General features: G+C 62.7%; 20 protein-coding genes. 8 read left to right on the top strand and 12 right to left on the bottom strand.

Annotated features, from left to right (window positions below; genetic code table 11):
* Position 1: 1 nt before the first annotated feature.
* From IZ6_RS15810 to rpmI, 7 genes are all read right to left on the bottom strand, one after another.
* The gene (locus tag IZ6_RS15810; RefSeq protein ID WP_222875983.1) at positions 2–328 is read right to left on the bottom strand and encodes a YnfA family protein; all 327 of its coding nucleotides are present in this window, start codon (positions 326–328) and stop codon (positions 2–4) included.
* A complete protein-coding gene (locus IZ6_RS15805; RefSeq protein ID WP_225873941.1) occupies positions 325–987 on the bottom strand; it encodes a sulfate transporter family protein in 663 nt (220 codons plus the stop codon). Before IZ6_RS15805 ends, IZ6_RS15810 begins: the two co-directional genes overlap by 4 nt.
* Entirely contained in the window at positions 984–1,754 is a 771-nt protein-coding gene (locus IZ6_RS15800; protein ID WP_222875981.1) for a C40 family peptidase, read from the bottom strand. The genes IZ6_RS15805 and IZ6_RS15800 overlap by 4 nt, the downstream gene beginning before the upstream one ends.
* A gap of 61 nt (positions 1,755–1,815) precedes the next feature.
* Positions 1,816–4,209 (bottom strand): phenylalanine--tRNA ligase subunit beta, encoded by a 2,394-nt coding sequence (gene pheT, locus IZ6_RS15795; protein ID WP_222875980.1) that lies wholly within the window; start codon positions 4,207–4,209, stop codon positions 1,816–1,818.
* Entirely contained in the window at positions 4,206–5,288 is a 1,083-nt protein-coding gene (pheS, locus tag IZ6_RS15790) for a phenylalanine--tRNA ligase subunit alpha (RefSeq protein WP_222875979.1), read from the bottom strand. The genes pheT and pheS overlap by 4 nt, the downstream gene beginning before the upstream one ends.
* A gap of 51 nt (positions 5,289–5,339) precedes the next feature.
* Positions 5,340–5,696, bottom strand: coding sequence for a 50S ribosomal protein L20 (gene rplT / locus IZ6_RS15785; protein WP_222875978.1), 357 nt, complete (start codon positions 5,694–5,696; stop codon positions 5,340–5,342).
* Between the two features lie 32 nt (positions 5,697–5,728).
* Positions 5,729–5,932, bottom strand: a complete 204-nt coding sequence (rpmI, locus tag IZ6_RS15780; protein WP_222875977.1) for a 50S ribosomal protein L35 — start codon at positions 5,930–5,932, stop codon at positions 5,729–5,731.
* A gap of 315 nt (positions 5,933–6,247) precedes the next feature.
* Between rpmI and IZ6_RS15775 the strand changes: the two genes are divergently transcribed.
* Genes IZ6_RS15775 through IZ6_RS15765 form a run of 3 tightly spaced genes read left to right on the top strand, consistent with a single transcriptional unit; the run spans position 6,248 to position 9,080 of the window.
* Positions 6,248–8,077, top strand: a complete 1,830-nt coding sequence (locus tag IZ6_RS15775; protein ID WP_222875976.1) for a pilus assembly protein TadG-related protein — start codon at positions 6,248–6,250, stop codon at positions 8,075–8,077.
* A 17-nt stretch (positions 8,078–8,094) separates the two neighbouring features.
* Complete coding sequence (locus tag IZ6_RS15770) at positions 8,095–8,628, top strand: TadE/TadG family type IV pilus assembly protein (RefSeq protein WP_225873940.1); 534 nt, start codon at positions 8,095–8,097, stop codon at positions 8,626–8,628.
* A complete protein-coding gene (locus IZ6_RS15765) occupies positions 8,625–9,080 on the top strand; it encodes a TadE/TadG family type IV pilus assembly protein (RefSeq protein ID WP_222875974.1) in 456 nt (151 codons plus the stop codon). The genes IZ6_RS15770 and IZ6_RS15765 overlap by 4 nt, the downstream gene beginning before the upstream one ends.
* A 53-nt stretch (positions 9,081–9,133) precedes the next feature.
* Here the strand turns inward: IZ6_RS15765 and infC are convergent, their stop codons facing one another.
* The gene (gene infC / locus IZ6_RS15760) at positions 9,134–9,673 is read right to left on the bottom strand and encodes a translation initiation factor IF-3 (RefSeq protein ID WP_222877668.1); all 540 of its coding nucleotides are present in this window, start codon (positions 9,671–9,673) and stop codon (positions 9,134–9,136) included.
* A gap of 159 nt (positions 9,674–9,832) precedes the next feature.
* On the opposite strand from infC, the gene IZ6_RS15755 reads away from it, so the two are divergent.
* Together IZ6_RS15755 and IZ6_RS15750 are read left to right on the top strand one after the other, a co-directional pair.
* Entirely contained in the window at positions 9,833–10,606 is a 774-nt protein-coding gene (locus IZ6_RS15755) for an alpha/beta hydrolase (RefSeq protein ID WP_222875973.1), read from the top strand.
* 105 nt (positions 10,607–10,711) lie between these two features.
* Positions 10,712–11,455: a M48 family metallopeptidase gene (locus IZ6_RS15750; RefSeq protein WP_222875972.1), complete on the top strand. Its 744-nt coding sequence runs from the start codon at positions 10,712–10,714 to the stop codon at positions 11,453–11,455.
* Here IZ6_RS15750 and IZ6_RS15745 read toward each other — a convergent pair.
* Positions 11,452–13,737, bottom strand: coding sequence for a transglycosylase domain-containing protein (locus IZ6_RS15745; RefSeq protein ID WP_222875971.1), 2,286 nt, complete (start codon positions 13,735–13,737; stop codon positions 11,452–11,454). The two genes, IZ6_RS15750 and IZ6_RS15745, sit on opposite strands and share 4 nt — an antisense overlap.
* Positions 13,738–13,873: 136 nt before the next feature.
* Here IZ6_RS15745 and IZ6_RS15740 point away from each other — a divergent pair, with 136 nt between their 5' ends.
* Entirely contained in the window at positions 13,874–14,719 is an 846-nt protein-coding gene (locus IZ6_RS15740) for a tellurite resistance TerB family protein (RefSeq protein WP_222875970.1), read from the top strand.
* On the opposite strand, the gene IZ6_RS15735 is transcribed toward IZ6_RS15740, so the two are convergent.
* On the bottom strand, positions 14,716–15,948 hold the full coding sequence (locus IZ6_RS15735; RefSeq protein ID WP_222875969.1) for an argininosuccinate synthase: 1,233 nt from the start codon (positions 15,946–15,948) through the stop codon (positions 14,716–14,718). The genes IZ6_RS15740 and IZ6_RS15735 overlap by 4 nt on opposite strands.
* Positions 15,949–16,048: 100 nt before the next feature.
* Here IZ6_RS15735 and IZ6_RS15730 point away from each other — a divergent pair, with 100 nt between their 5' ends.
* On the top strand, positions 16,049–16,642 hold the full coding sequence (locus tag IZ6_RS15730; RefSeq protein WP_222875968.1) for a 2-hydroxychromene-2-carboxylate isomerase: 594 nt from the start codon (positions 16,049–16,051) through the stop codon (positions 16,640–16,642).
* A gap of 100 nt (positions 16,643–16,742) precedes the next feature.
* On the top strand, positions 16,743–17,522 hold the full coding sequence (locus IZ6_RS15725; protein ID WP_222875967.1) for a HesA/MoeB/ThiF family protein: 780 nt from the start codon (positions 16,743–16,745) through the stop codon (positions 17,520–17,522).
* A gap of 128 nt (positions 17,523–17,650) precedes the next feature.
* Here IZ6_RS15725 and IZ6_RS15720 read toward each other — a convergent pair whose 3' ends face one another.
* Together IZ6_RS15720 and IZ6_RS15715 are read right to left on the bottom strand one after the other, a co-directional pair.
* Positions 17,651–18,007 (bottom strand): hypothetical protein, encoded by a 357-nt coding sequence (locus IZ6_RS15720; RefSeq protein ID WP_222875966.1) that lies wholly within the window; start codon positions 18,005–18,007, stop codon positions 17,651–17,653.
* A gap of 89 nt (positions 18,008–18,096) precedes the next feature.
* Positions 18,097–19,092, bottom strand: a complete 996-nt coding sequence (locus tag IZ6_RS15715) for a 2-hydroxyacid dehydrogenase (protein ID WP_222875965.1) — start codon at positions 19,090–19,092, stop codon at positions 18,097–18,099.
* Positions 19,093–19,154 lie beyond the last annotated feature (62 nt).

Below are 19,154 nucleotides of genomic sequence, written 5' to 3'. Positions count from 1 at the left end.
TTCAGGCGGCGCGGGGTCCGGCGAGGATCAGCGCCGCGCCGATAAGGCACACCGCAGCGCCGATCACATCCCAGCGGTCGGGGCGGACGCCTTCAATGGCCCACAACCAGACAAGGGAGGCGGCGATATAGACCCCGCCATAGGCGGCGAAGGCGCGCCCGGCCGCAGCTGATGGCACAAGGGTGAGGAGGAAGGCGAAGACAGCGAGCGAGACAAGGCCGGGCAGCAGCCAGAGCGGGCTTTTGTCGAGCTTCCACCAGACCCAGAAGGCGAAGCAGCCGCCGATCTCGGCGAAGGCCGCGAGGATATAGATGATCGAGGTCTTCATGCCGGGCGCCTTATGCCCTTGAAGACATGGATCATGAAGGCGGAGGCGACGAGCGGCGTTGCCAGATTGAGGATGGGCACCGCCATGAAAGCCGCAACCATGAGCCCCGCTGTAAAGACACGGCCGCGATGGGCGCGGCGCAGATTGCGTGCCTCCTCCTCCGGCAGAAAGCGCATCGCGGCGAATTCGAAATATTCGCGGCCGAGCAGATAGCCGTTCGCCAGCCACCAGACGATGATGTTGACGCCCGGCACGAGCAGAAGAAACAGCGCGACGATGTTGACGCCGAGGACGAGTACGGCAAAGCGTAGCGCCAGAAAGATCGAGCGCAGCGCCGGCAATTCCTTGCCCGGCACATCGTTCGGATAATGCTGCGTTTCAACAAGATCGGCGATTTGATCCTGGAAGAAACCCGCGACAAGCGAGACAACCGGCGGGATGAGAAAGATCAGCGCGATGAAGATGCCAAAGCCAGACAGGATCGCGGCGGCGTAATCATAGGTCGAGTTCGAGAGGTCGACCCATTTCTCGGCAACCGTCTGCAAGAGAACGCCGAGCAGAATGAGAAAGACCACGGCAAGGCCGACCGTCTTGAACAGCGCCGCCCGGAAGGGCGGCGAGAAGGCTTGGCGCAAAGCGAGAAGGGCGGCTGCAATCACGTCACGATCTCTCCCGGCGACCGCCGCCATTTCAGGGCTTTGTAGTCAAAGCCCGCGGTGATCGTCGGTTTGATAATGGCGAAATAAGGCGACAGATCGAAATCGCGAGGCGTGAACAGCGAGTAATGACGGATATGCAAAATCTCGCTGCGCTGACGGCGCTTGCGTCCTGTCGTGGCCGCGGCGCGGGTGATGCGCGGCAGCACCGGATAGGCAACGCGCTCGAAGGCCTGGGCGAGAAGCGACGAGCAGATGGCGCGCGTCGAATCGCCCGAGCCGAGCGCCAGAAGCCTGCGCCGGAAACGCACCGGCACGGGAGGTTTGGGAAGAAGATAGCGCGCGAGATCGATGATGTTCTTGGTGTCGTAAGCAAGGCCGAGCTTGGAGATCATGAAATTCACGACCTCCTTGCGGCCTGCTTCGTCGAGGCCGATCGGGCGGCAGATGCGCGTCTGTGCGTGTTCGTATTTCGACAAGGGCACGGCAACGCAGCCGAGATCGACCTCGACCTCGATCAGCATATGAGGCTCGCCGAGCGCATTGCCGATATAGAGCGCCGAATGGCTCCAGGTGGAGGTCGTGAGGTATTTGATGACGGCGGCGATGCGGCTCGAACCTTCGACGAGGAGAACATCGCCGGGCTTCAGCGCGGCGCGCAGCTTTTCGGGATCGCTGGTCGAGGCCGGTTCAAAGCCCTTCTGAGGCCTTGTCAGATAGTGGATCAGGACGCGGCTGATGGCCCTGCGGGCCGGGTCGAATATCCCCATAACCCAATCAGACAGCCGAAATAGCGGTTCGGATCAAGAGCGGCTTACCGCTCTCCCAACGTTAGCCGCGAAGCGTGGCCCCGGTGGCCTTGGCGGCGGCGGCAACGATCTTCTCGGCCACGGCGTCGATCTCCTGATCGGTCAGGGTTTTATCCTGCGGCTGCAGGGTGACGGCGATGCCGACCGATTTCTTGCCCTCGGCAATGCCCTTGCTCTCATAGACGTCGAAGACATCGGCGCCCGAGATGAGCTTTTTCTCGGCGCCGAGCACCGCTTTCAGGATGTCGGCGGCCTTCACCGCCCGATCGACGAGGAAGGCAAAGTCGCGGCTGACCGGCTGCAGGCCGGAAATTTCGAGCGCCGGCTTGGACTTGGTAGCTTTGGCCTTGGGTTCGGGCAGATTGTCGAGCACGATCTCCATGGCCGCGAGCGGGCCTTCTGCGCCGAGCGCGGCCAGCGCACGCGGGTGCAGTTCGCCGAACCAGCCAAACACATTCTGCGGGCCGAGCTGGATCGTGCCGGAACGTCCGGGGTGGAACCAGGACGGCGCGCCGGGAACGATCTGGGCGCGCGAGGCGTCGATGCCGAGCGCCGAGAGAAGGCTCAGCGCATCGGCTTTCGCGTCATAGGCGTCGGCGGCTTTGGACGAGGACCAATGGCGTGCGGTGCCGCGGCGCACGGCTGCGGCCGCCATGCGCTGATCGGCGGGTTTGTCGCCGAGGAAAATCTGGCCGATCTCGAACAGGGCTGTCTGCGGGAAGCCGCGATCGGCATTGCGCTGCGCGGCTGAGACGAGGCCCGGAAGAAGACTCGGCCGCATATCGGAAAGATCGGACGCAATCGGATTTGCCAGCGCAAGCTCGGCCTTGCCGCCGCCAAAAATTTCGGCCTGCGGCTTTGAGATAAACGACCAGGTGATGGCTTCGGACAGGCCGCGCGCGGCCAGCGCCCGGCGGCCGATCTTGGTACGCTTCTGCAGAACCGTCTGTACGGGACGCGAAATGCCGGTCGATTTCGGCAGCGGCGTCGATTTCACTTTGTCGAGGCCGACAATGCGCATGACTTCTTCGACAAGGTCTGGCTTGCCGTGAATGTCCGGGCGCCAGCTCGGCGCCGCGATTTTCAGCACCTCGCCCGAACCCGATACGGCAAAGCCGAGCTTCTGCAACACGATCTTGATTTCAGCCGGGTGCAGTTCGAGGCCCGTCAGGCGTTTGACTTCGGCGATCGGGAAATCGATGGCGCGCCGCTCGTCCGGGATTTCACCTGCGAGGAAGATTTCGGAGGCTTCGCCGCCGCAGAGATCGAGGATGAGCTGCGTTGCGAGTTCGAGGCCCGGCACCGTGAAATCCGGATCGACGCCACGTTCGAAACGGTGGCGCGCGTCGGAATGAATGCCGAGCGCGCGGCCGGTGCGCGCCACATTGAGCGGATCCCACAGCGCGCTTTCGATCAGAACATCGGTCGTCTGATCAGTGCAGCCGGTTTCCTCGCCGCCCATAATGCCGCCGATCGATTCGACGCCCTTGGCGTCGGCGATGACGACCGTGTTCTCGTCGAAATTATAAGTCTTGCCGTCGAGCGCGAGGAGGTTCTCGCCCTTCCTGGCGCGGCGAACCGTGAGATCGCCCTGAACTTTCTTCGCGTCGAAGACATGCAGCGGACGCGCGCGGTCGATGGTCAGAAGGTTGGTCACATCGACCAGCGCATTGATCGGGCGAAGGCCGACGGCGCGGAGCTTCTTTTGAAGCCATTCAGGCGAGGGGCCGTTTTTGACGCCGCGCACAAGACGCAACGCAAAAGCGGGGCTGAGCTTCGGATCGTCGAGATCGAGTTTGACCTTCACCGGGCAGGGGAATGCGCCCTTCACGGATTTAGGCTGCTTTGTAATGACATCGCCGATTTCGGTGGCGGCGAGATCGCGCGCAATGCCGGCAACCCCGAGACAATCGGGGCGGTTCGGTGTGACGGCAATCTCAATGACCGGATCGTCGAGGCCGAGCAGCGGCGCAAAGGGTTTACCGATCGGCGTGTCGGAGGGCATTTCGATAATGCCCTCGCTCTCGGCGGAAAGACCCATCTCCTTTTCGGAGACCATCATGCCGAACGATTTTTGGCCGCGGACGTCGCCGACTTTCAGCGCAATGCCCGTTCCGGGCGGCACGGTGCCTTCTTTGGCGAAAACGCCGATCATGCCGGCGCGCGCGTTCGAGGCGCCGCAGACGACCTGAAGCGGCTCGCCGTCGCCGCGGTCGACTTTCAGAACCTGCAGCCGGTCGGCATTGGGATGACGCGCGGCTTCCAGCACTTTTGCGGTGATGAAGGGCGCAAGTTCCTTCGCGCGGTCCTCGACATTCTCGACTTCGAGGCCGATGCGCGTCAGCGATTTGCCGATCTCATCGAGACCGGCATCGGTCTTCAGATGCTCTTTCAGCCAGGCGAGCGTGAACTTCACGAGCTCAAGCCTCCGAGCAGTGTCGGCAGATCGAGCGGGCGAAAGCCGTAATGTTCGAGCCAGCGTTTGTCGGCTTCGAAAAAGGCGCGCAGATCCGGCATGCCGTATTTCAGCATGGCCAGACGGTCGATCCCCATGCCCCAGGCAAAGCCCTGCCAGACATCCGGATCGAGGCCGCAATTTCTGAGAACGTTCGGATGCACCATTCCGCAGCCCAGAACTTCCATCCAGTCATTGCCCTGGCCGAATTTGATATCGGCGCCCGAACGGTCGCAGCGGATATCAACTTCGATCGACGGCTCGGTGAACGGGAAGAAGCTCGGCCGCATGCGCAGTTCCACATCCGGCACTTCGAAAAAGGCTTTGGCGAATTCCTCGATGATCCATTTGAGCTGGCCGATATGGGCGCTCTTGTCGATGACGAGGCCTTCGACCTGATGGAACATCGGCGTGTGCGTCTGGTCCGAATCGTTGCGGTAGGTACGGCCCGGAATGATGACACGGATCGGCGGCTCTTTCGCGCGCATGGTGCGGATCTGCACCGGCGAGGTGTGCGTCCGCAGAACCTTGCGCTCGCCGCTCGCATCGGGGGCGAAGAAGAAAGTGTCGTGCATTTCGCGGGCGGGATGGCCGACCGGGAAATTCAGCGCCGTGAAATTGTGTTCGTCGTCTTCGATGTCCGGACCTTCGGCCACGGCAAAGCCGAGATCGGCGAAGATTGCGGCGATCTCTTCGGTCACCTGCGTGATCGGATGAATGCGCCCGGCTTCGATCCCGGAAGGCGCAACCGGCAGCGTGACGTCGATGGCTTCGGCCGCAAGGCGCTGGTCGAGCGCGGCGGAGCCGAGCGTTTCCTTCTTCGCGGCGAGTTCGGCGGTGATCTTGTCGCGCACGGCATTGACCGCCGCGCCGAAACTTTTGCGTTCGTCGGGCGACAGCGAGCCGAGCTTGGCGAGTTCGGCCGAAACCGAGCCCTTTTTGCCGAGCGCTGCAACGCGCACGGCCTCAAGCGCCGCTTCGTCGGAAGCCGCGGCGATGTCCTTGAGGATCGCGCTTTCGAGCTGGTTGAGGTCGCTCATGAGCGTTCCGGGAGGAACTGGCCGGGCAGGATGCCCGGCCTTTGTTCGGGTTTAGCCGAGAGCCGTCTTCGCCTGGGCGACGAGCGCCTGGAAAGCCGCCGGCTCACGCACTGCGAGGTCCGAAAGAACCTTGCGGTCGACCTGCACACCGGCCTTGCTGAGACCCGCGATGAAACGCGAATAGGTCAGCCCGCCCTCACGGACGGCGGCGTTGATGCGCTGGATCCAGAGAGCGCGGAAATTGCGCTTCTTCACCTTGCGGTCGCGGTAGGCGTACTGCATCGACTTGTCGACGGCAGCCTTGGCGGTGCGGATCGTATTCTTGCGGCGGCCGTAGAAGCCTTTGGCTGCCTTGAGTGTTTTCTTGTGCTTGGCGTGCGAAGTGACGCCACGTTTGACGCGAGCCATGATCTTTCTCCTGGTCGGTTACGGGGCGCCGCTTAGCGGCTGCCGTAGGGGAGGAATTGACGGACGATTCCGGCATCCGATTCACACAGAACCGTGGTGCCGCGCAGATCGGAGATCTGCTTCTTCGTACGCTTGATCATGCCGTGGCGCTTGCCGGCCTGGCCGGACTTCACCTTGCCGGTGCCGGTGAGGCGAAAACGCTTTTTCGCTCCCGACTTGGTCTTCATCTTGGGCATTTTGGCTCTCCTGAATGAGGAAGGCCGGCGCTTGCGCCGGCCGAGCGGTGCCCCCGCCAGCGGCAGCCCTTTTTCAGCCGGGCGAGGGAAGAGCCGGGTTCATAACGGGCGAGGCTCGCTAACGCAAGCCGTCAGAGCGCGGGCAAGAGACCGTTCACTCTGCGGCCGGAAACACAATTTTACTTTGTCTTTTCACCCAGCCCTTTGCGTTTTTATACCGTAGCTCAATTAAAAGATGAGAATGTCTGCAATCTAAAGATGAGTGGCACGAGGAAAAAGAGAGCAAAATCAATGAGAAGGCCAATCGGGACCTTCTTGCGGGACGAAAGCGGCGCCATCGCCACCCTGACCGTCCTGCTCCTGCCCGCGCTTATCGGCCTGTCGGTGCTCGGGACGGAATATGGCGCAAGCCTTTCCCGAAAGGCGGAAGAGCAGCGCAATGCCGACCTCGCGGCCTATGCCGCGGCCCTCTCTTATAATGTCACCCAATCGCAGACGAGCCTCAAGCCCGCCGCCGAACGCATAGCGCTCCTCAATGGCCGCAAAGCCTCGGAGGTGAATGCCAATCTCATCACTTCGCCCAGGGGCAACGGCAATAACGCCGTCTCGGCGGTGATGGACGTGGCACAGAAGCTCTATCTCGCGCCGATGCTCGGTATCGATCACTCGATCCCGATCCGCGCCGCCGCCATCGCAGAAGTCGGCGGCAAGGCCGAAGCCTGCATCCAGGCGCTGAGCGGCAGCGGCAGCCAATCGGGCGTGACGCTGAGCGGCGGCGCGAAGATCAATGCGCCCAAATGCGGTGTCGCCTCCAATGCCTCGGTGAGCGTGCCCTGCGGCACCTCGCTGACCGCGGTGACGGTTACCTACAATACGAGCGCCCCTTCGCAGCCTTGTTCGGGCATCAGCTCGCCGACCGGCGCGGCGAAGATCAGCAAGACGCAGACTACCGATCTTCTGAAAAGTCAGACCGGCGTTACGACGGCAACGGCGCGCATTTCGACTCTCAAATCGCTGGCATCGCCGTCCGCGCCGCCGCCGGTCGCCAATCGCGATATCGAATTTCCGTACTGGGCCGATCCTTCGTTCACCAGCAAGCTGACGGCGATGGGCTGCACCGGCACGATGTCCGGTGCGACCTGGACCGTCGGCTGTACGGGCAGCAATTTCTCGTTCGGCAAGATCAAGGTGGGCGGCAGCCTCGTTGTAAAACTCATCGAGGACAGTCCCGCATCCTCGGTCTGGAAAATTGCCAGCATTGAAAATTCCGGCACGCTCAGTTTCGGCAAGGGCGCCTTCCAGTTCGGCAAGGTCAATTGCTATTTCGGCACGTTCAGTATCTGCAACACGAGCGGCACGCTGAGTTTTGCCGGCCCGAGCAGTTTTCAGCTGTCCGGCGGCTTTTACGGCAATGGCGGCTCGACCGCGATTTTCGGCACGGGCGCGGGCAACAGCTTCAATTTCGGCACGTCGAGCAACGGCTACGCGATCTACATGGAAGGCGGCGCGAACATCAAATTCGCCGAAGCCGGATCAAACGCATTTTCGATGGTGGGAAATGTCGTGACAGCGGCCGGCGGCTGTGCCGATCTCGGCGTTGCCGCGCAGCATGACATTTCGGGCTATCTGAACGCAGCGGGCGGCGTCACGCTTGGCGCGGGCGTCTATACAATCGACGGCTATGCCGCATTCGGCGCATCCTATGGCGGCAACGTCACCTGCGACGGCGCGTCGGTCGGGATCAAGGGATCGGGCGTCACGCTCGTGCTGTCGGGCAAGACCACAGCGCCCGGCAATTGCAGCGGCACGGCGTTCTGCATCGCCGCGGGTTATTCATCGGTCGTGCTGACCGCGCCGTCTGCCGGCACGACGGCCAAGCTTGCGATCATCGGGCCGACCTCCAGCAGCGTCAGCGGAGGCGCATCGCTCGATCAGGGCGCGTCGGGCGCCAGCGTGTCGGGCGCGCTCTATTTCCCGAACGGCGCGTTCACGATGAGCGGCGGCGCATCGATCGGCAGCGGCAGCGGCCAATGCCTGCAGATCGTGGCTTCGCGCGTCACGCTCGGCGGCGGCACGGCGGCCGCATCAACCTGTGTCGGCGGCACGGGTGGCAGCGGCGGTACGACGGTGGTGCTTGTGCAATGAGACGGAAACCCGCTCAAATGATCGCATCGTTCGCGCGCTTGGGCGAAGCTTCCGTGATGACCGAATTTGCGATCGTCATTCCGGTTCTTCTGCTCATCATCGCCGGCACGGTGGATTTTGGCCGCGCCATCTATTCGAAATTCAGGCTTGAAAGCGCCGTATCGGCGAGCGCCAACTACGCCATGGTCAATTCGGCGCAGGTGGCCGCCGGGACTGGTCCCGCGCTCGCCGGAAATCTCGCGACGATACTTCTCAGCAACACCTCGACCGCTGTGACCGGCAAAGTCACCGTCAATAACGGGCCGGTCTCGCAACTGTCCGGCGGCACCGTCAGCAATTCGGGAACGGCGTCGCGGGCGGACAGCTGCTATTGCCCGACGGCGTCGAGCGGCGCGATCAATTGGGGTTCGGCGGTGACGTGCGGCGCGGCGTGCCCCGCCGGCGGGCTTGCCGGAAAATTCGTCGAGATCACGGCGGAATATCCGCATAAACCGATGTTCCTTGCGCGCGATCCAAGGCTCACGGCGCGCGCGGTGGTGCAGACGCAATGAACACGCTCCGCCTCATAAAAAGGTTTGCGCGCGATCGGCGCGGCGCTTCGGCGGTGGAGTTCGCGCTTGTCCTCCTGCCCTTTCTCGTATTCGTGTTCGGCGTCATGGAGTTCGGCCGCGCAATGTGGACGCGCGAGGCGCTGGAATCGGTCGCCTCGGCCGGCGCGCGCTGCATGGGCGTTCTGCACGACAGCTGCGCGCTCTCGGGCGCCTACAACAAGGACAGGACAGTCAGCTATGTGCAGCGCCGGGCGCGCGAGCTTCAGGTCGAGATTCCGGTGGGCGGCATTCTGCTGTCGAACAACACCACCTGCTCCAACGTCACCGGATTCTCGCGCGTGGCGCTCACCTATAATTTCAAAACCTTCGTGCCGCTGATCCTGCCGCGCTTCAAGAACGGCATTCCTCTGAATGTTGCGTCCTGTTTTCCGAACCAGCCGGTGAGTTCCTGAAAAACAAAAAGCCCGCCTTTGAGGCGGGCTTTTTTTTAAAACCGTTCGGGCGTTCAGCGCGGCGACAGAATCATCACCATCTGGCGGCCTTCGAGCGAGGGCTCGCTCTCGACCTTGGCGACATTCGCAACTTCGTCGCGGACGCGCCAAAGGAGCTTCAGGCCGAGATCCTGATGGGCCATTTCGCGGCCGCGGAAGCGAAGGGTGAGCTTCACCTTGTCGCCTTCTTCGAAGAAGCGGCGCACGGCCTTCATCTTCGTCTCGTAGTCGTGGTCGTCGATGTTCGGGCGCATCTTGATTTCTTTGACCTCGACGGTCTTCTGGTTCTTGCGCGCCTCGGCCGCCTTTTTCTGGGCGGCGAACTTATATTTCCCGTAGTCGAGGATCTTGCAGACGGGCGGTTCGGAATTCGGGGAGATTTCGACGAGGTCGAGCCCGGCCTCATCAGCCAGGGTCAGCGCCTGATCAATCGGCGTGACACCCAGATTTTCGCCTTCGGCGCCAATCAACTGCACTGCGGGAACCCGGATTTCCCGGTTGATGCGCGGGCCCTCTTTTGCGGCGGGGGCCATAGATCTCATCGGACGGCGAATGGTGTCATCTCCATAGTAATTGACGGGTGTGCGAGGCCGGATGCCGGATCGGGAACCGCGCGGGCGGAGGATGGGTGATTTTCGCCCGAAGTCAACACGAACCGGCCGGGTTTACATCTAAGACGCCTTGAGGCATTCCGCCAGCGGAGGCGTCCCCTTTTGGAACAACTCGAACATCTGACCGCAAACGGCCGAAAGCTGGCGCTGCGCATCACACCAGGGGCCGGCCCGGCGACCATCTGGCTCGGCGGCTTCAAATCCGACATGCAGTCGACCAAAGCCCAAATCATTGCCGATTGGGCGGCGGCGAACGGACGGGCCAACCTCAGATTCGACTATTCGGGCCATGGCGAGTCGGACGGCCGGTTCGAAGACGGCACCATCTCCGCCTGGCTTGAAGATGCTCTGGCCGTCATCCGGGCAAAGGGCGGCGAGGCCCCGATTCTGGTCGGCTCGAGCATGGGCGGATGGCTGTCTTTGCTGGCCGCTCGGGCGCTTCGCGAGGAGCAAAAACCCCTCTCCGGCCTGGTTCTGATCGCGCCGGCGGCCGATTTCACCGAAGATCTCATGTGGAATAGGTTTCCGCCCGAAATCCGGGCCGCGATCGACCGCGACGGAGTGTATCATCACCCTTCGGAGTACTCCGAAATACCAACCCCGATCACCCGGGCCCTGATTGAGGACGGTCGGCGCCATCAATTGCTCGGTTCGCCGCTCAAAATCGGTGCCCCGATCCGAATTCTTCAAGGAATGCAAGACCCTGACGTGCCGTGGCAGCATGTCATGAGGCTGGTCGAGCACCTCGCCGAGGATGACGTTACGGTTACAATGATCCGTGATGGCGACCACAGGTTGTCGCGCCCCGAGGACCTTGAGAGGCTAGTTGCCGCAGTTGCGGCCATGGCTCGCGGATCTGTTAGCCCTGCTCATTAGGGCAATGCAAAATTCGCTCGAAATGGGCCGAATTTCCGGTATCCTCTTCCTGTGTTGCGCAGACTATTTTCCCATCCGGCCCAGGACCCGTCGAGCTTCGACGTTATGGTTCGTGGACGCCCCGTCGAGGTCGCTGTACGCCGCAATGCGGCGGCGCGCCGGATCACTTTGCGCGTCAAAAACGCGACCGGACAGGTCGTGCTGACACTGCCGAAGCGCGCTTCGCTTGTTCACGGTCAGGATTTCGCATCGCGTCAGGTCGACTGGATCGCCGATCGCCTTGCAAGCTTCCCGGAACCGGTTCCGTTCGCGCGCGGCAAGACGATTCCGCTGCGCGGCGTCCCGCATCGCCTCGTTTGGCGCGGCGTGCGCGGCATCACCAAGGTCGAACCGCACGTTCCCGGACAGGTGCGCACCATCGGTGTCTACGGTCCCGAAGAGCATTTCGAGCGCCGGGTTTCGGACTTTCTTAAGCGTGAAGCCAAGAAGGATATCGAGCCCGTCGTGCAGCGGCACGCCAAGCGCATTCGCGTCGATGTGCGCCGCATCAGCATCAAGGACACGATCAGCCGCTGGGGTTCGTGCTCGGCGAAGGGCGATCTCGCCTTTTCGTGGCGCCTGATCCTCGCTCCGCCCTTCGTGCTCGATTATCTGTGCGCCCATGAAGTGGCGCATCGCCGCGAGATGAATCACGGCGACCGCTTCTGGAAGCTCACCTACCGGCTTTTCCCGGAAACGGACGAAGCGGAAGCCTGGCTGAAATCGCAGGGCTCGGACCTGCACCGCTACGGCATGAACCCGGTCAAGCGGACGCGCCGCCGTCCGCCGGCCGGAACCATGTTCCGCTAACCGCCGAACAATCTCTTCAGGAAATCGATGGGTGCGCGCAGCGGCGTCGGCATGTCGTGCGGCTGCGCGCCCGCCCACATCTCGTTGCGGGCCGGCGCATCCTGCGGGCCGAACAGGCCCGGAAGTCCGGCGACCGGAATGCCGCGATGCGCCGCCGTCATGTAGCGGCTCCAGATATCGACCGGCAGTCCCGAACCGGACGCCTTCTTCGTCGGCGAATTATTGTCATTGCCGAGCCAGACGGCGGTGACGAGCTGTGCCGTGTAGCCGATGAACCATGCATCGCGGTAATCCTGGCTGGTGCCGGTCTTGCCGGCGGCGGGCCAGCCGGGAAGTTCCGCCTTGCGCGCCGTGCCGATGCGCAGCGTCTCCGACATCATCTGATTCATCATGGCGAGGTTTCGCGGATTGGCGACCTGGCCCAATCCCGATCCGCGCCGCTCGTAGAGAACCTTGCCGCCTTCGGCGGTGCGCACGCGGCGCACGACATAGGGAATGACGCCCTGGCCGCCATTGGCGAACGGTGCGTAAGCCGCGGCAAGTTCGAGCGGCGTGACTTCGGACGTTCCGAGTGCGATCGAGGCATTGGCCTGCAGCGGCGAGGTGATGCCCATGCGCTGCGCCGTCTTCACGACATTGGCCGCGCCGACATCGAGCGTCAGACGCACCGCGACCGAGTTGAGCGAAGTCGCAAGCGCTTCCGTCAGCGTGACGGTGCCGCGGTAGCGCTTGTCGAAATTCTCCGGCTGCCAGTTCTTCACTCGGACCGGCGCATCCTGCACCAGTGTTTCGGGCGTCAGCCCCGCCTCGACGGCGGTGAGATAGACGAAGGGTTTGAAGCTCGATCCGGGCTGGCGGCGCGCCAGCACCGCGCGGTTATACTGACTTTGAGCATAGCTCTTGCCGCCGACCAGCGCGCGTACCGCGCCGCCGGGATCGAGCGAGACAAGAGCGGCCTGCGATACGCCCAGCTTTGCGCCGCTTTCATTGAGGCCGGAGACGATGGCCTGCTCGGCCTCGGCCTGCAGGATCGGATCGATCGTCGTGTCGACGATGACATCCTTGTCGATCTTGCCGATGAGCTCGGCGAGCTGATCGACCACCCAATCCGCAACATAGCCGGCGGCGCCGTCCATACGGGGCGCGGCGATGGCGGCCGGCACCATCATGGCGCGCGTCGCGTCCTTCTCCGAAATGAACTTCTGATCGGCCATGGCGGCAAGGACGACCTGGCCGCGGGCTTCGGCCGCCTCCGAATCGCGCGTCGGCGCAAGGCGCGACGGCGCTTTGACGAGACCGGCGAGAATGGCGGCTTCGTTCAGCGTCACATAGCTGGCAGGCTTGCCGAAATAGCGCTGCGCGGCAGCCTGCACGCCATAGGCGCCGGAGCCGAAATAGACGCGGTTCAGATAGAGTTCGAGGATCTCGTCCTTGGAGAATTTCGCTTCGAGCCACAGCGCGAGGATGGCTTCCTGGACCTTGCGTTCGAGCGAGCGTTCGGGCGTCAGAAACAGATTTTTCGCCAGCTGCTGAGTGATGGTCGAGCCGCCTTCGACGACGGTGCCGGCCACCGTGTTCTTATAGGCGGCGCGCGCAAGGCCGATCGGATCGATGCCGAAATGCGAGCGGAAACGCTGGTCTTCGATGGCGATGAAAGCCTGCGGCAGATAAGCGGGCACATGCTTTAGATCAATTTTGGAGGCGCTGCCGTCGCCGCGGGTTGCGAGCACGGTGCCGTCCATGCCGACAAGCGTGACGCTCGGCGGCCGTGGCGCAATCTCGAGCGCGCTCATCGGCGGAAGCTTCGTCCACTCATAGGCAATGAAAGCTGAGAGCGCGATGATCGCCCAGACGCCGGCGATGACGCCGAAGCGGATCATGCGGCCGAGCGCAAAAAAGCCGACCGGGTCCCAGCGGCGGCTGGATTTGCGGCGAGCCTTCTTCTTTTTCTGAGCGCGGCGCGAGGAGCCAGAGCGCGAGGCGCGTTTGCGGCGCGGCGGCGGAGCTTCTTCCTCCTCCTCGTCCTCCATTTCCTCTTCTTCCTCTTCCTCGACCTCTTCTTCCTCTTCCTCTTCGGGCTCAGGCGCGGCCTTGCGGCCGCGGCGCTTTTTCACCGGCGGTTCGTCGTCCTCGTCTTCGTCCTCGTCATAGGTCGGCTCAGTGCGCGCATAGGCATGCGTGCGATCCTTCGGCCCGAGCCGCAGGTCGAGAAGTTCTTCCGGATGGCTGTCGAATTTGGGTTCGCGCCGTTTCTTGCGCTTCTTCCCACCGAGGCCGAGCATTGTCCGTCCGTTCCACCCGCACAGCGGCGCCCTCGGCGCTCAGCAACCGGCAGGTGGTTTCGGCAGTTTGCGGCTTCCGGGTTTAAGGATTGTTTACCAGCCAGAACCGCCAAAGGTGGGCAATGGGGGACGGTCAATGGTCATAAAGATCAAAGCCGAGCGAGAGGGGCCGCCCAAGGATAGGCAATGGCGCCGATTGAACGATGGCATGTCTGTCGAGGTAGCGGGGCTCAGGTTTAGGCGACACAACGTTGTCGAGTTCATCCGCGGAGCTGACAAGGCTGGCGACGGACGGTTTGGAATAGCCGCGCGCAGGGAGCCAGAAAACCCGCATAGCCCCCATCGTACGGCGACGGCAGTTGACGGTTGGTGGGTGCGACGCACGCTTTTGGGCGGAGATGCTCGAGAGGAAAGGCATCTCGGGTATCTTCCCGAATGGGCGTCGCAAGAGTGCTTGCTCGGGAAAAGCCCGGAGCCGCAAATCTTCGTGGAGGTGTACAGCGCCTACCTCGGCCAAGATGAATTTGTAGACGTTGACATCATCATTTCTGTCGAGCGTACCGCGGAAGAGCTCGAAGAGCTTGAGGCGGAAAGGCGATCGAAGCAGGTCGTCAAGGAGGCTCGGAAGCAATGTATGCCGGGCCTGAAGATACTCGCGCGACTCGCGGCAACCGACGGAGATTGCGAAGAGAGTAGCGAAGTCGCAGTGATGAGAGACTACGTGCAAACGCGCTGCAGGCGACTGGGCTTTCAGCTCAACACAGGCACGTTTGAGCAGTTCGTTGAAGCCGCGAAGGGACTCATGCCTTCGGATCAAACTGTGCTGGCTGCGGCCCGGTCGTTCGCCGAAGATGACGAGAGCCTCGATGAAATCTTCAAGGCGGCGTTGACGTTGGCCCGTGCTGACGGCGACGAGAGCGATGGCGAGATCGCTCTTCTTCGCAAAGTCCTGTCAACGGTTCGCCGTAAACGGGAGCGCTAAAGCCCGGTCTTCTTCTTGCGCGCGGCGAGCGTGCGCAGACGAAGGGCGTTGAGCTTGATGAAGCCCTCCGCATCGCGGTGGTCATAGGCGACCGCGCCTTCTTCGAAGGTGACGAGTTCCTTGTCGTAGAGCGAATAGGGTGAGGTGCGCCCCGTCACTTCGACATTGCCCTTATAGAGCTTCACGCGGACCTGGCCGGTGACGAGTTCCTGGCTTTTATCGATCAGCGCCTGCAGCATTTCGCGCTCCGGCGCGAACCAGAAGCCGTAATAAACGAGCTCGGCATATTTCGGCATCAGGCTCTCTTTGAGATGCAGAGCCTCGCGGTCGAGCGTGATGCTCTCAATGCCGCGATGCGCCTTGTGCAGAATCGTGCCGCCGGGCGTCTCATAGATGCCGCGCGATTTCATGCCGACGAAGCGGTTCTCGACGAGATCGAGACGGCCGATGCCGTTCGCCTTGCCGAGTTCGTTCAGCTTGGCGAGGAGCGTTGCGGGCGACAGCCTCGCGCCGTCGATGGCGACGGGATCGCCCTTTTCGAAATCGATGGTGATTTCGGTCGCTTTGTCGGGCGCGTCTTCCGGCGCGATCGTCCGCTGATAGACGAGCTCGGGCGCCGCATCGTTCGGATCTTCCAGCACTTTTCCTTCCGAGGAAGAGTGCAGGAGATTGGCATCGACCGAGAACGGCGCTTCGCCGCGCTTGTCCTTGGCAATCGGGATCTGATGCGCCTCGGCGAATTCGAGCAGCTTGGTGCGCGAGGTCAGATCCCATTCGCGCCAGGGCGCGATGATCGTGATGTCGGGCTCCATCGCGTAATAAGCGAGTTCGAAGCGGACCTGGTCATTGCCCTTGCCGGTCGCGCCATGGGCGACGGCGTCGGCGCCGGTCTTTCTTGCGATGTCGATCTGCTTTTTGGAGATCAGCGGACGGGCGATCGAGGTGCCGAGAAGGTACTGGCCCTCATAAAGTGCGTTGGCCCGGAACATCGGGAACACGAAATCGCGGACGAATTCCTCGCGCAGATCCTCGATGAAGATGTTTTCCGGCTTGATGCCAAGGAGTTCGGCTTTCTTCCGCGCCGGCTCCAGTTCCTCGCCCTGGCCGAGATCGGCGGTGAAGGTCACGACCTCGCAGCCATAGGTCGTCTGCAGCCATTTCAGGATGACAGAGGTGTCGAGGCCGCCGGAATAGGCGAGCACTACCTTTTTGGGCGACTTCTTGGTCATCTCGGAATCCGTGCGACGGGCAGGGGGAATGGGATATATCCCACGGCTCGGGCGTTTAGGCCAAAATCCGGCCGGGCGCCAGTCAGGGACAAGGACCGCAATGCCGCGCCTCGACTTCTGGTACGATTTCGGCTCGACCTACTCCTATCCCGCCGTCATGCGGATCGAGGAGGAGGCGGCCAAAAGGGGCGTCTCGGTTACCTGGCGGCCTCTGCTGCTCGGCCCGATCTTCCAGAAGTTCGGCCTCGATACCTCGCCCTTCCGGGCCAATCCGGTAAAAGGCGCCTATATGTGGCGCGACCTCGAACGGCTCTGCCTCAAGCACGGCCTGCCCTTCCGTCAGCCGCCGGAATTCCCCCAGAACGGTCTTCTGGCCGCCCGGATCGCCCTGATCCTGTCCGATGCCGAGCGCCCGGCCTTCACAAGGGCGGTCTTTCTCTACGAGTTCGGTGAGGGCGGTGTCATTTCCGAGGACGATGCGATCAAAGCCGTCATGGAGAAGCTCGGCTATCCGGTCGAGGAGACCGTGGCCCGGGCACAGATGCCCGAGAACAAGCTGAAGCTCCGCCAGGCGACCGAGCATGCCGCCGCCCTGCATATTTTCGGCGCCCCGACCTTCTTTACTGAGGACGGCGAAATGTTCTGGGGCCATGACCGGATGGAAGACGCCCTCGACTGGGCGGTTCGCCTTTAAAAGCGGGCCGTTAAGCCTGATCGGGGCTGGGTTGGCATTACGCCAGTAAAATCCGATATGAGAGCCAGCCGATCAGATCGGCGCCTGGGAGCCCAAATCCTTGCTGTCGTCCGAAGAACTTGAACGCTACGCCCGCCATATCGTCCTGCGCGAGATCGGCGGACCGGGTCAGCAGAAGCTGAAAGCGGCGCGCGTTCTCGTGATCGGCGCGGGCGGGCTCGGCAGTCCGGCCCTGCTATATCTCGCCGCGGCCGGTGTCGGTACGCTTGGCATCATCGATGACGACAAAGTCTCGCTCTCCAATCTGCAGCGCCAGGTTCTGCACGGCACGGCCGATATCGGCCGCGCCAAGACGCAAAGCGCCGAAGACGCAATCGCGCGCGTCAATCCGCATGTCGCCGTCGAACGGCACAGCGAACGCATCACGGCGGAAAATGCGGAACAGCTGATCGCGAAGTATGACGTTGTTCTCGACGGCTCCGACAATTTCGCAACGCGCTATCTCGTTTCCGACGCGGCATTCCGCGCCAAACGCCCGCTGGTCATGGGCTGGCTCGGCACGATGGACGGCGCGCTGACGACCTTGCGTCCCTACGAAACGAATTCAGACGGCGAGCGGAATCCGACCTATCGCTGCCTTTTCCCCGAACCGCCGCCGGACGGCACCGTGCCCGCCTGCGAAGAGGCAGGCGTTCTCGGTGCGCTGGCCGGTGTTGTCGGTTCGCTGATGGCGCTGGAAGCGGTGCGCGAGATCGCGCCGTTCGGCGAAGGGCTGGTCGGGCGTCTTCTGATGATCGACGCCCGCTCCATGCGCTTCGAGACGATCGCTTACGCCTGGGACCGCGGCAATCCGCTGAGCGGATGGGGCGGCGGCCCATGATGTCCCGGACAAACTGCGCGCAGCGCAGTGCAGATCCGGGACCCAGGATTAAAGAGCGGCTTCGCCGCGCATAAATCTGGACCCCGGATCACGTGATGCGGCTTCGCCGCCCACGGTCCGGGGCGCATCTATTTTTCCCAGATGAAGGGCTGACCCGAGCGCTTCATCGCGGCGAACCGTCCGTCATCGCGTTTGACGACGACATAGCAGCTCTCACGTTTGGCGCTTCCGGCCTGCATGCAGAAGCCGTCATCCGACAGCCGCCATTTGCCTTCCGATTCCTTGCCGCTCGAACTGGTGCGGGTCAGCGTGCCGCCCGGCGTGAAAACGATCTTCGAGACGCGGCCTTTGGCGTCCGTCGTCGTGATGGGCTTGGCGTCAAAGAAATTTGCGCCGAGCAGCGAAGGAGGGACGAGTTCGGCGGCAAGCGCCGCGCCGGCGAGCGAGGGCACGAGGGCGGCTGCGAAAAGCATACGGTGAAACATCGGAATCTCCCCTGTCTCTGTGAGTCCTGGGAGGATGATTCCAGAAAAAGAACAAAAAGGGAACAAAAATTTAAGGGGCCGCGTAAAATTTACAGCATGCTCGGCAGAACGCGGTCCGGTGGCCGGTGATTGTCAAGAAAGGTCCGTATGTTGACGATGACCTTCTCGCCCATGTCGACGCGGCTTTCGATGGTCGCCGAGCCCATATGCGGCATCAAAAGGACTTTGCCCTGCTTGGCGAGCTTGACCCAGCGGGGGTCGATCCTCGGTTCGCCTTCGAAGACGTCGAGCGCCGCACCCGCCAGTTCATTGTTCTCGAGTCGGGCGATCAGCGCGTCCTCGTCGATGATCTCGCCGCGCGCCGTATTGACGAGATAGGCGTCGGGCTTGAGCAGTTTGAGGCGCCGCGCCGACAGCAAGTGATAGGTCGCGGGTGTGTGCGGCGTGTGCAGTGTCACCACATCGACGCGCGCCAGCATCTGGTCGAGACTCTCCCAATAGGTCGCGCCGATCGCCTGTTCGATGCGCTTCGCGACGGGCTTGCGGTTGTGATAGTGCACGGCGAGCCCGAACGCGCGGGCGCGCCGCGCCACCGCCTGGCCGATGCGGCCCATGCCGACAATGCCGAGCTGCTTTCCTGACAAGCGCCGTCCGAGCATCCAGGTCGGCGACCAGCCGGGCCAGTCATGCGCATCGGGAATGATCCGCACGCCTTCCGCCAGCCGCCGCGGCATCGCAAGGATCATTGCGAGCGTCATATCGGCGATGTCTTCCGTCAGAACGCCCGGCGTGTTGGTGACCGTGATGCCTTTGGCGACGGCGGCGGCCACATCGATATGATCGACGCCATTGCCGAAATTGGCGATGAGCTTCAGCCGGTCGCCCGCTTCCTCGATCAGTTCTCTGTCGATCTTGTCGGTGACGGTCGGCACGAGGACATCCGCCGTCTTCATCGCCACTGCCAGCTCGGTGCGGGTCATCGGCGTGTCGGTCGCGTTCAGGCGCGTGTCGAACAGCTCGCGCATCCTCGCCTCGACGCTGTCGGGGAGTCTGCGCGTGACATGAATGGCGGCGGCATCGCTCATGCAAACATGACAGGTGTCGCGGGCGCTCGCCCGGGTTAGGATTTCATCAAGCCAAGAGCTGG

Source organism: Terrihabitans soli (assembly GCF_014191545.1).
Lineage (GTDB): Bacteria > Pseudomonadota > Alphaproteobacteria > Rhizobiales > Methylopilaceae > Flaviflagellibacter > Flaviflagellibacter soli.
This window is presented reverse-complemented; position numbering and strand designations above follow the sequence as displayed.

Bases quoted from the DNA above. Each gene is read 5' to 3' on its own strand.
- IZ6_RS15810 (WP_222875983.1), bottom strand. From the start codon at position 328: ATGAAGACCTCGATCATCTATATCCTCGCGGCCTTCGCCGAGATCGGC.
- IZ6_RS15800 (WP_222875981.1), bottom strand. From the start codon at position 1,754: ATGGGGATATTCGACCCGGCCCGCAGGGCCATCAGCCGCGTCCTGATC.
- pheS (WP_222875979.1), bottom strand. From the start codon at position 5,288: ATGAGCGACCTCAACCAGCTCGAAAGCGCGATCCTCAAGGACATCGCC.
- rplT (WP_222875978.1), bottom strand. From the start codon at position 5,696: ATGGCTCGCGTCAAACGTGGCGTCACTTCGCACGCCAAGCACAAGAAA.
- rpmI (WP_222875977.1), bottom strand. From the start codon at position 5,932: ATGCCCAAGATGAAGACCAAGTCGGGAGCGAAAAAGCGTTTTCGCCTC.
- IZ6_RS15770 (WP_225873940.1), top strand. From the start codon at position 8,095: ATGATCGCATCGTTCGCGCGCTTGGGCGAAGCTTCCGTGATGACCGAA.
- IZ6_RS15765 (WP_222875974.1), top strand. From the start codon at position 8,625: ATGAACACGCTCCGCCTCATAAAAAGGTTTGCGCGCGATCGGCGCGGC.
- IZ6_RS15750 (WP_222875972.1), top strand. From the start codon at position 10,712: ATGGTTCGTGGACGCCCCGTCGAGGTCGCTGTACGCCGCAATGCGGCG.
- IZ6_RS15745 (WP_222875971.1), bottom strand. From the start codon at position 13,737: ATGCTCGGCCTCGGTGGGAAGAAGCGCAAGAAACGGCGCGAACCCAAA.
- IZ6_RS15740 (WP_222875970.1), top strand. From the start codon at position 13,874: ATGGTCATAAAGATCAAAGCCGAGCGAGAGGGGCCGCCCAAGGATAGG.
- IZ6_RS15735 (WP_222875969.1), bottom strand. From the start codon at position 15,948: ATGACCAAGAAGTCGCCCAAAAAGGTAGTGCTCGCCTATTCCGGCGGC.
- IZ6_RS15730 (WP_222875968.1), top strand. From the start codon at position 16,049: ATGCCGCGCCTCGACTTCTGGTACGATTTCGGCTCGACCTACTCCTAT.
- IZ6_RS15720 (WP_222875966.1), bottom strand. From the start codon at position 18,007: ATGTTTCACCGTATGCTTTTCGCAGCCGCCCTCGTGCCCTCGCTCGCC.
- IZ6_RS15715 (WP_222875965.1), bottom strand. From the start codon at position 19,092: ATGAGCGATGCCGCCGCCATTCATGTCACGCGCAGACTCCCCGACAGC.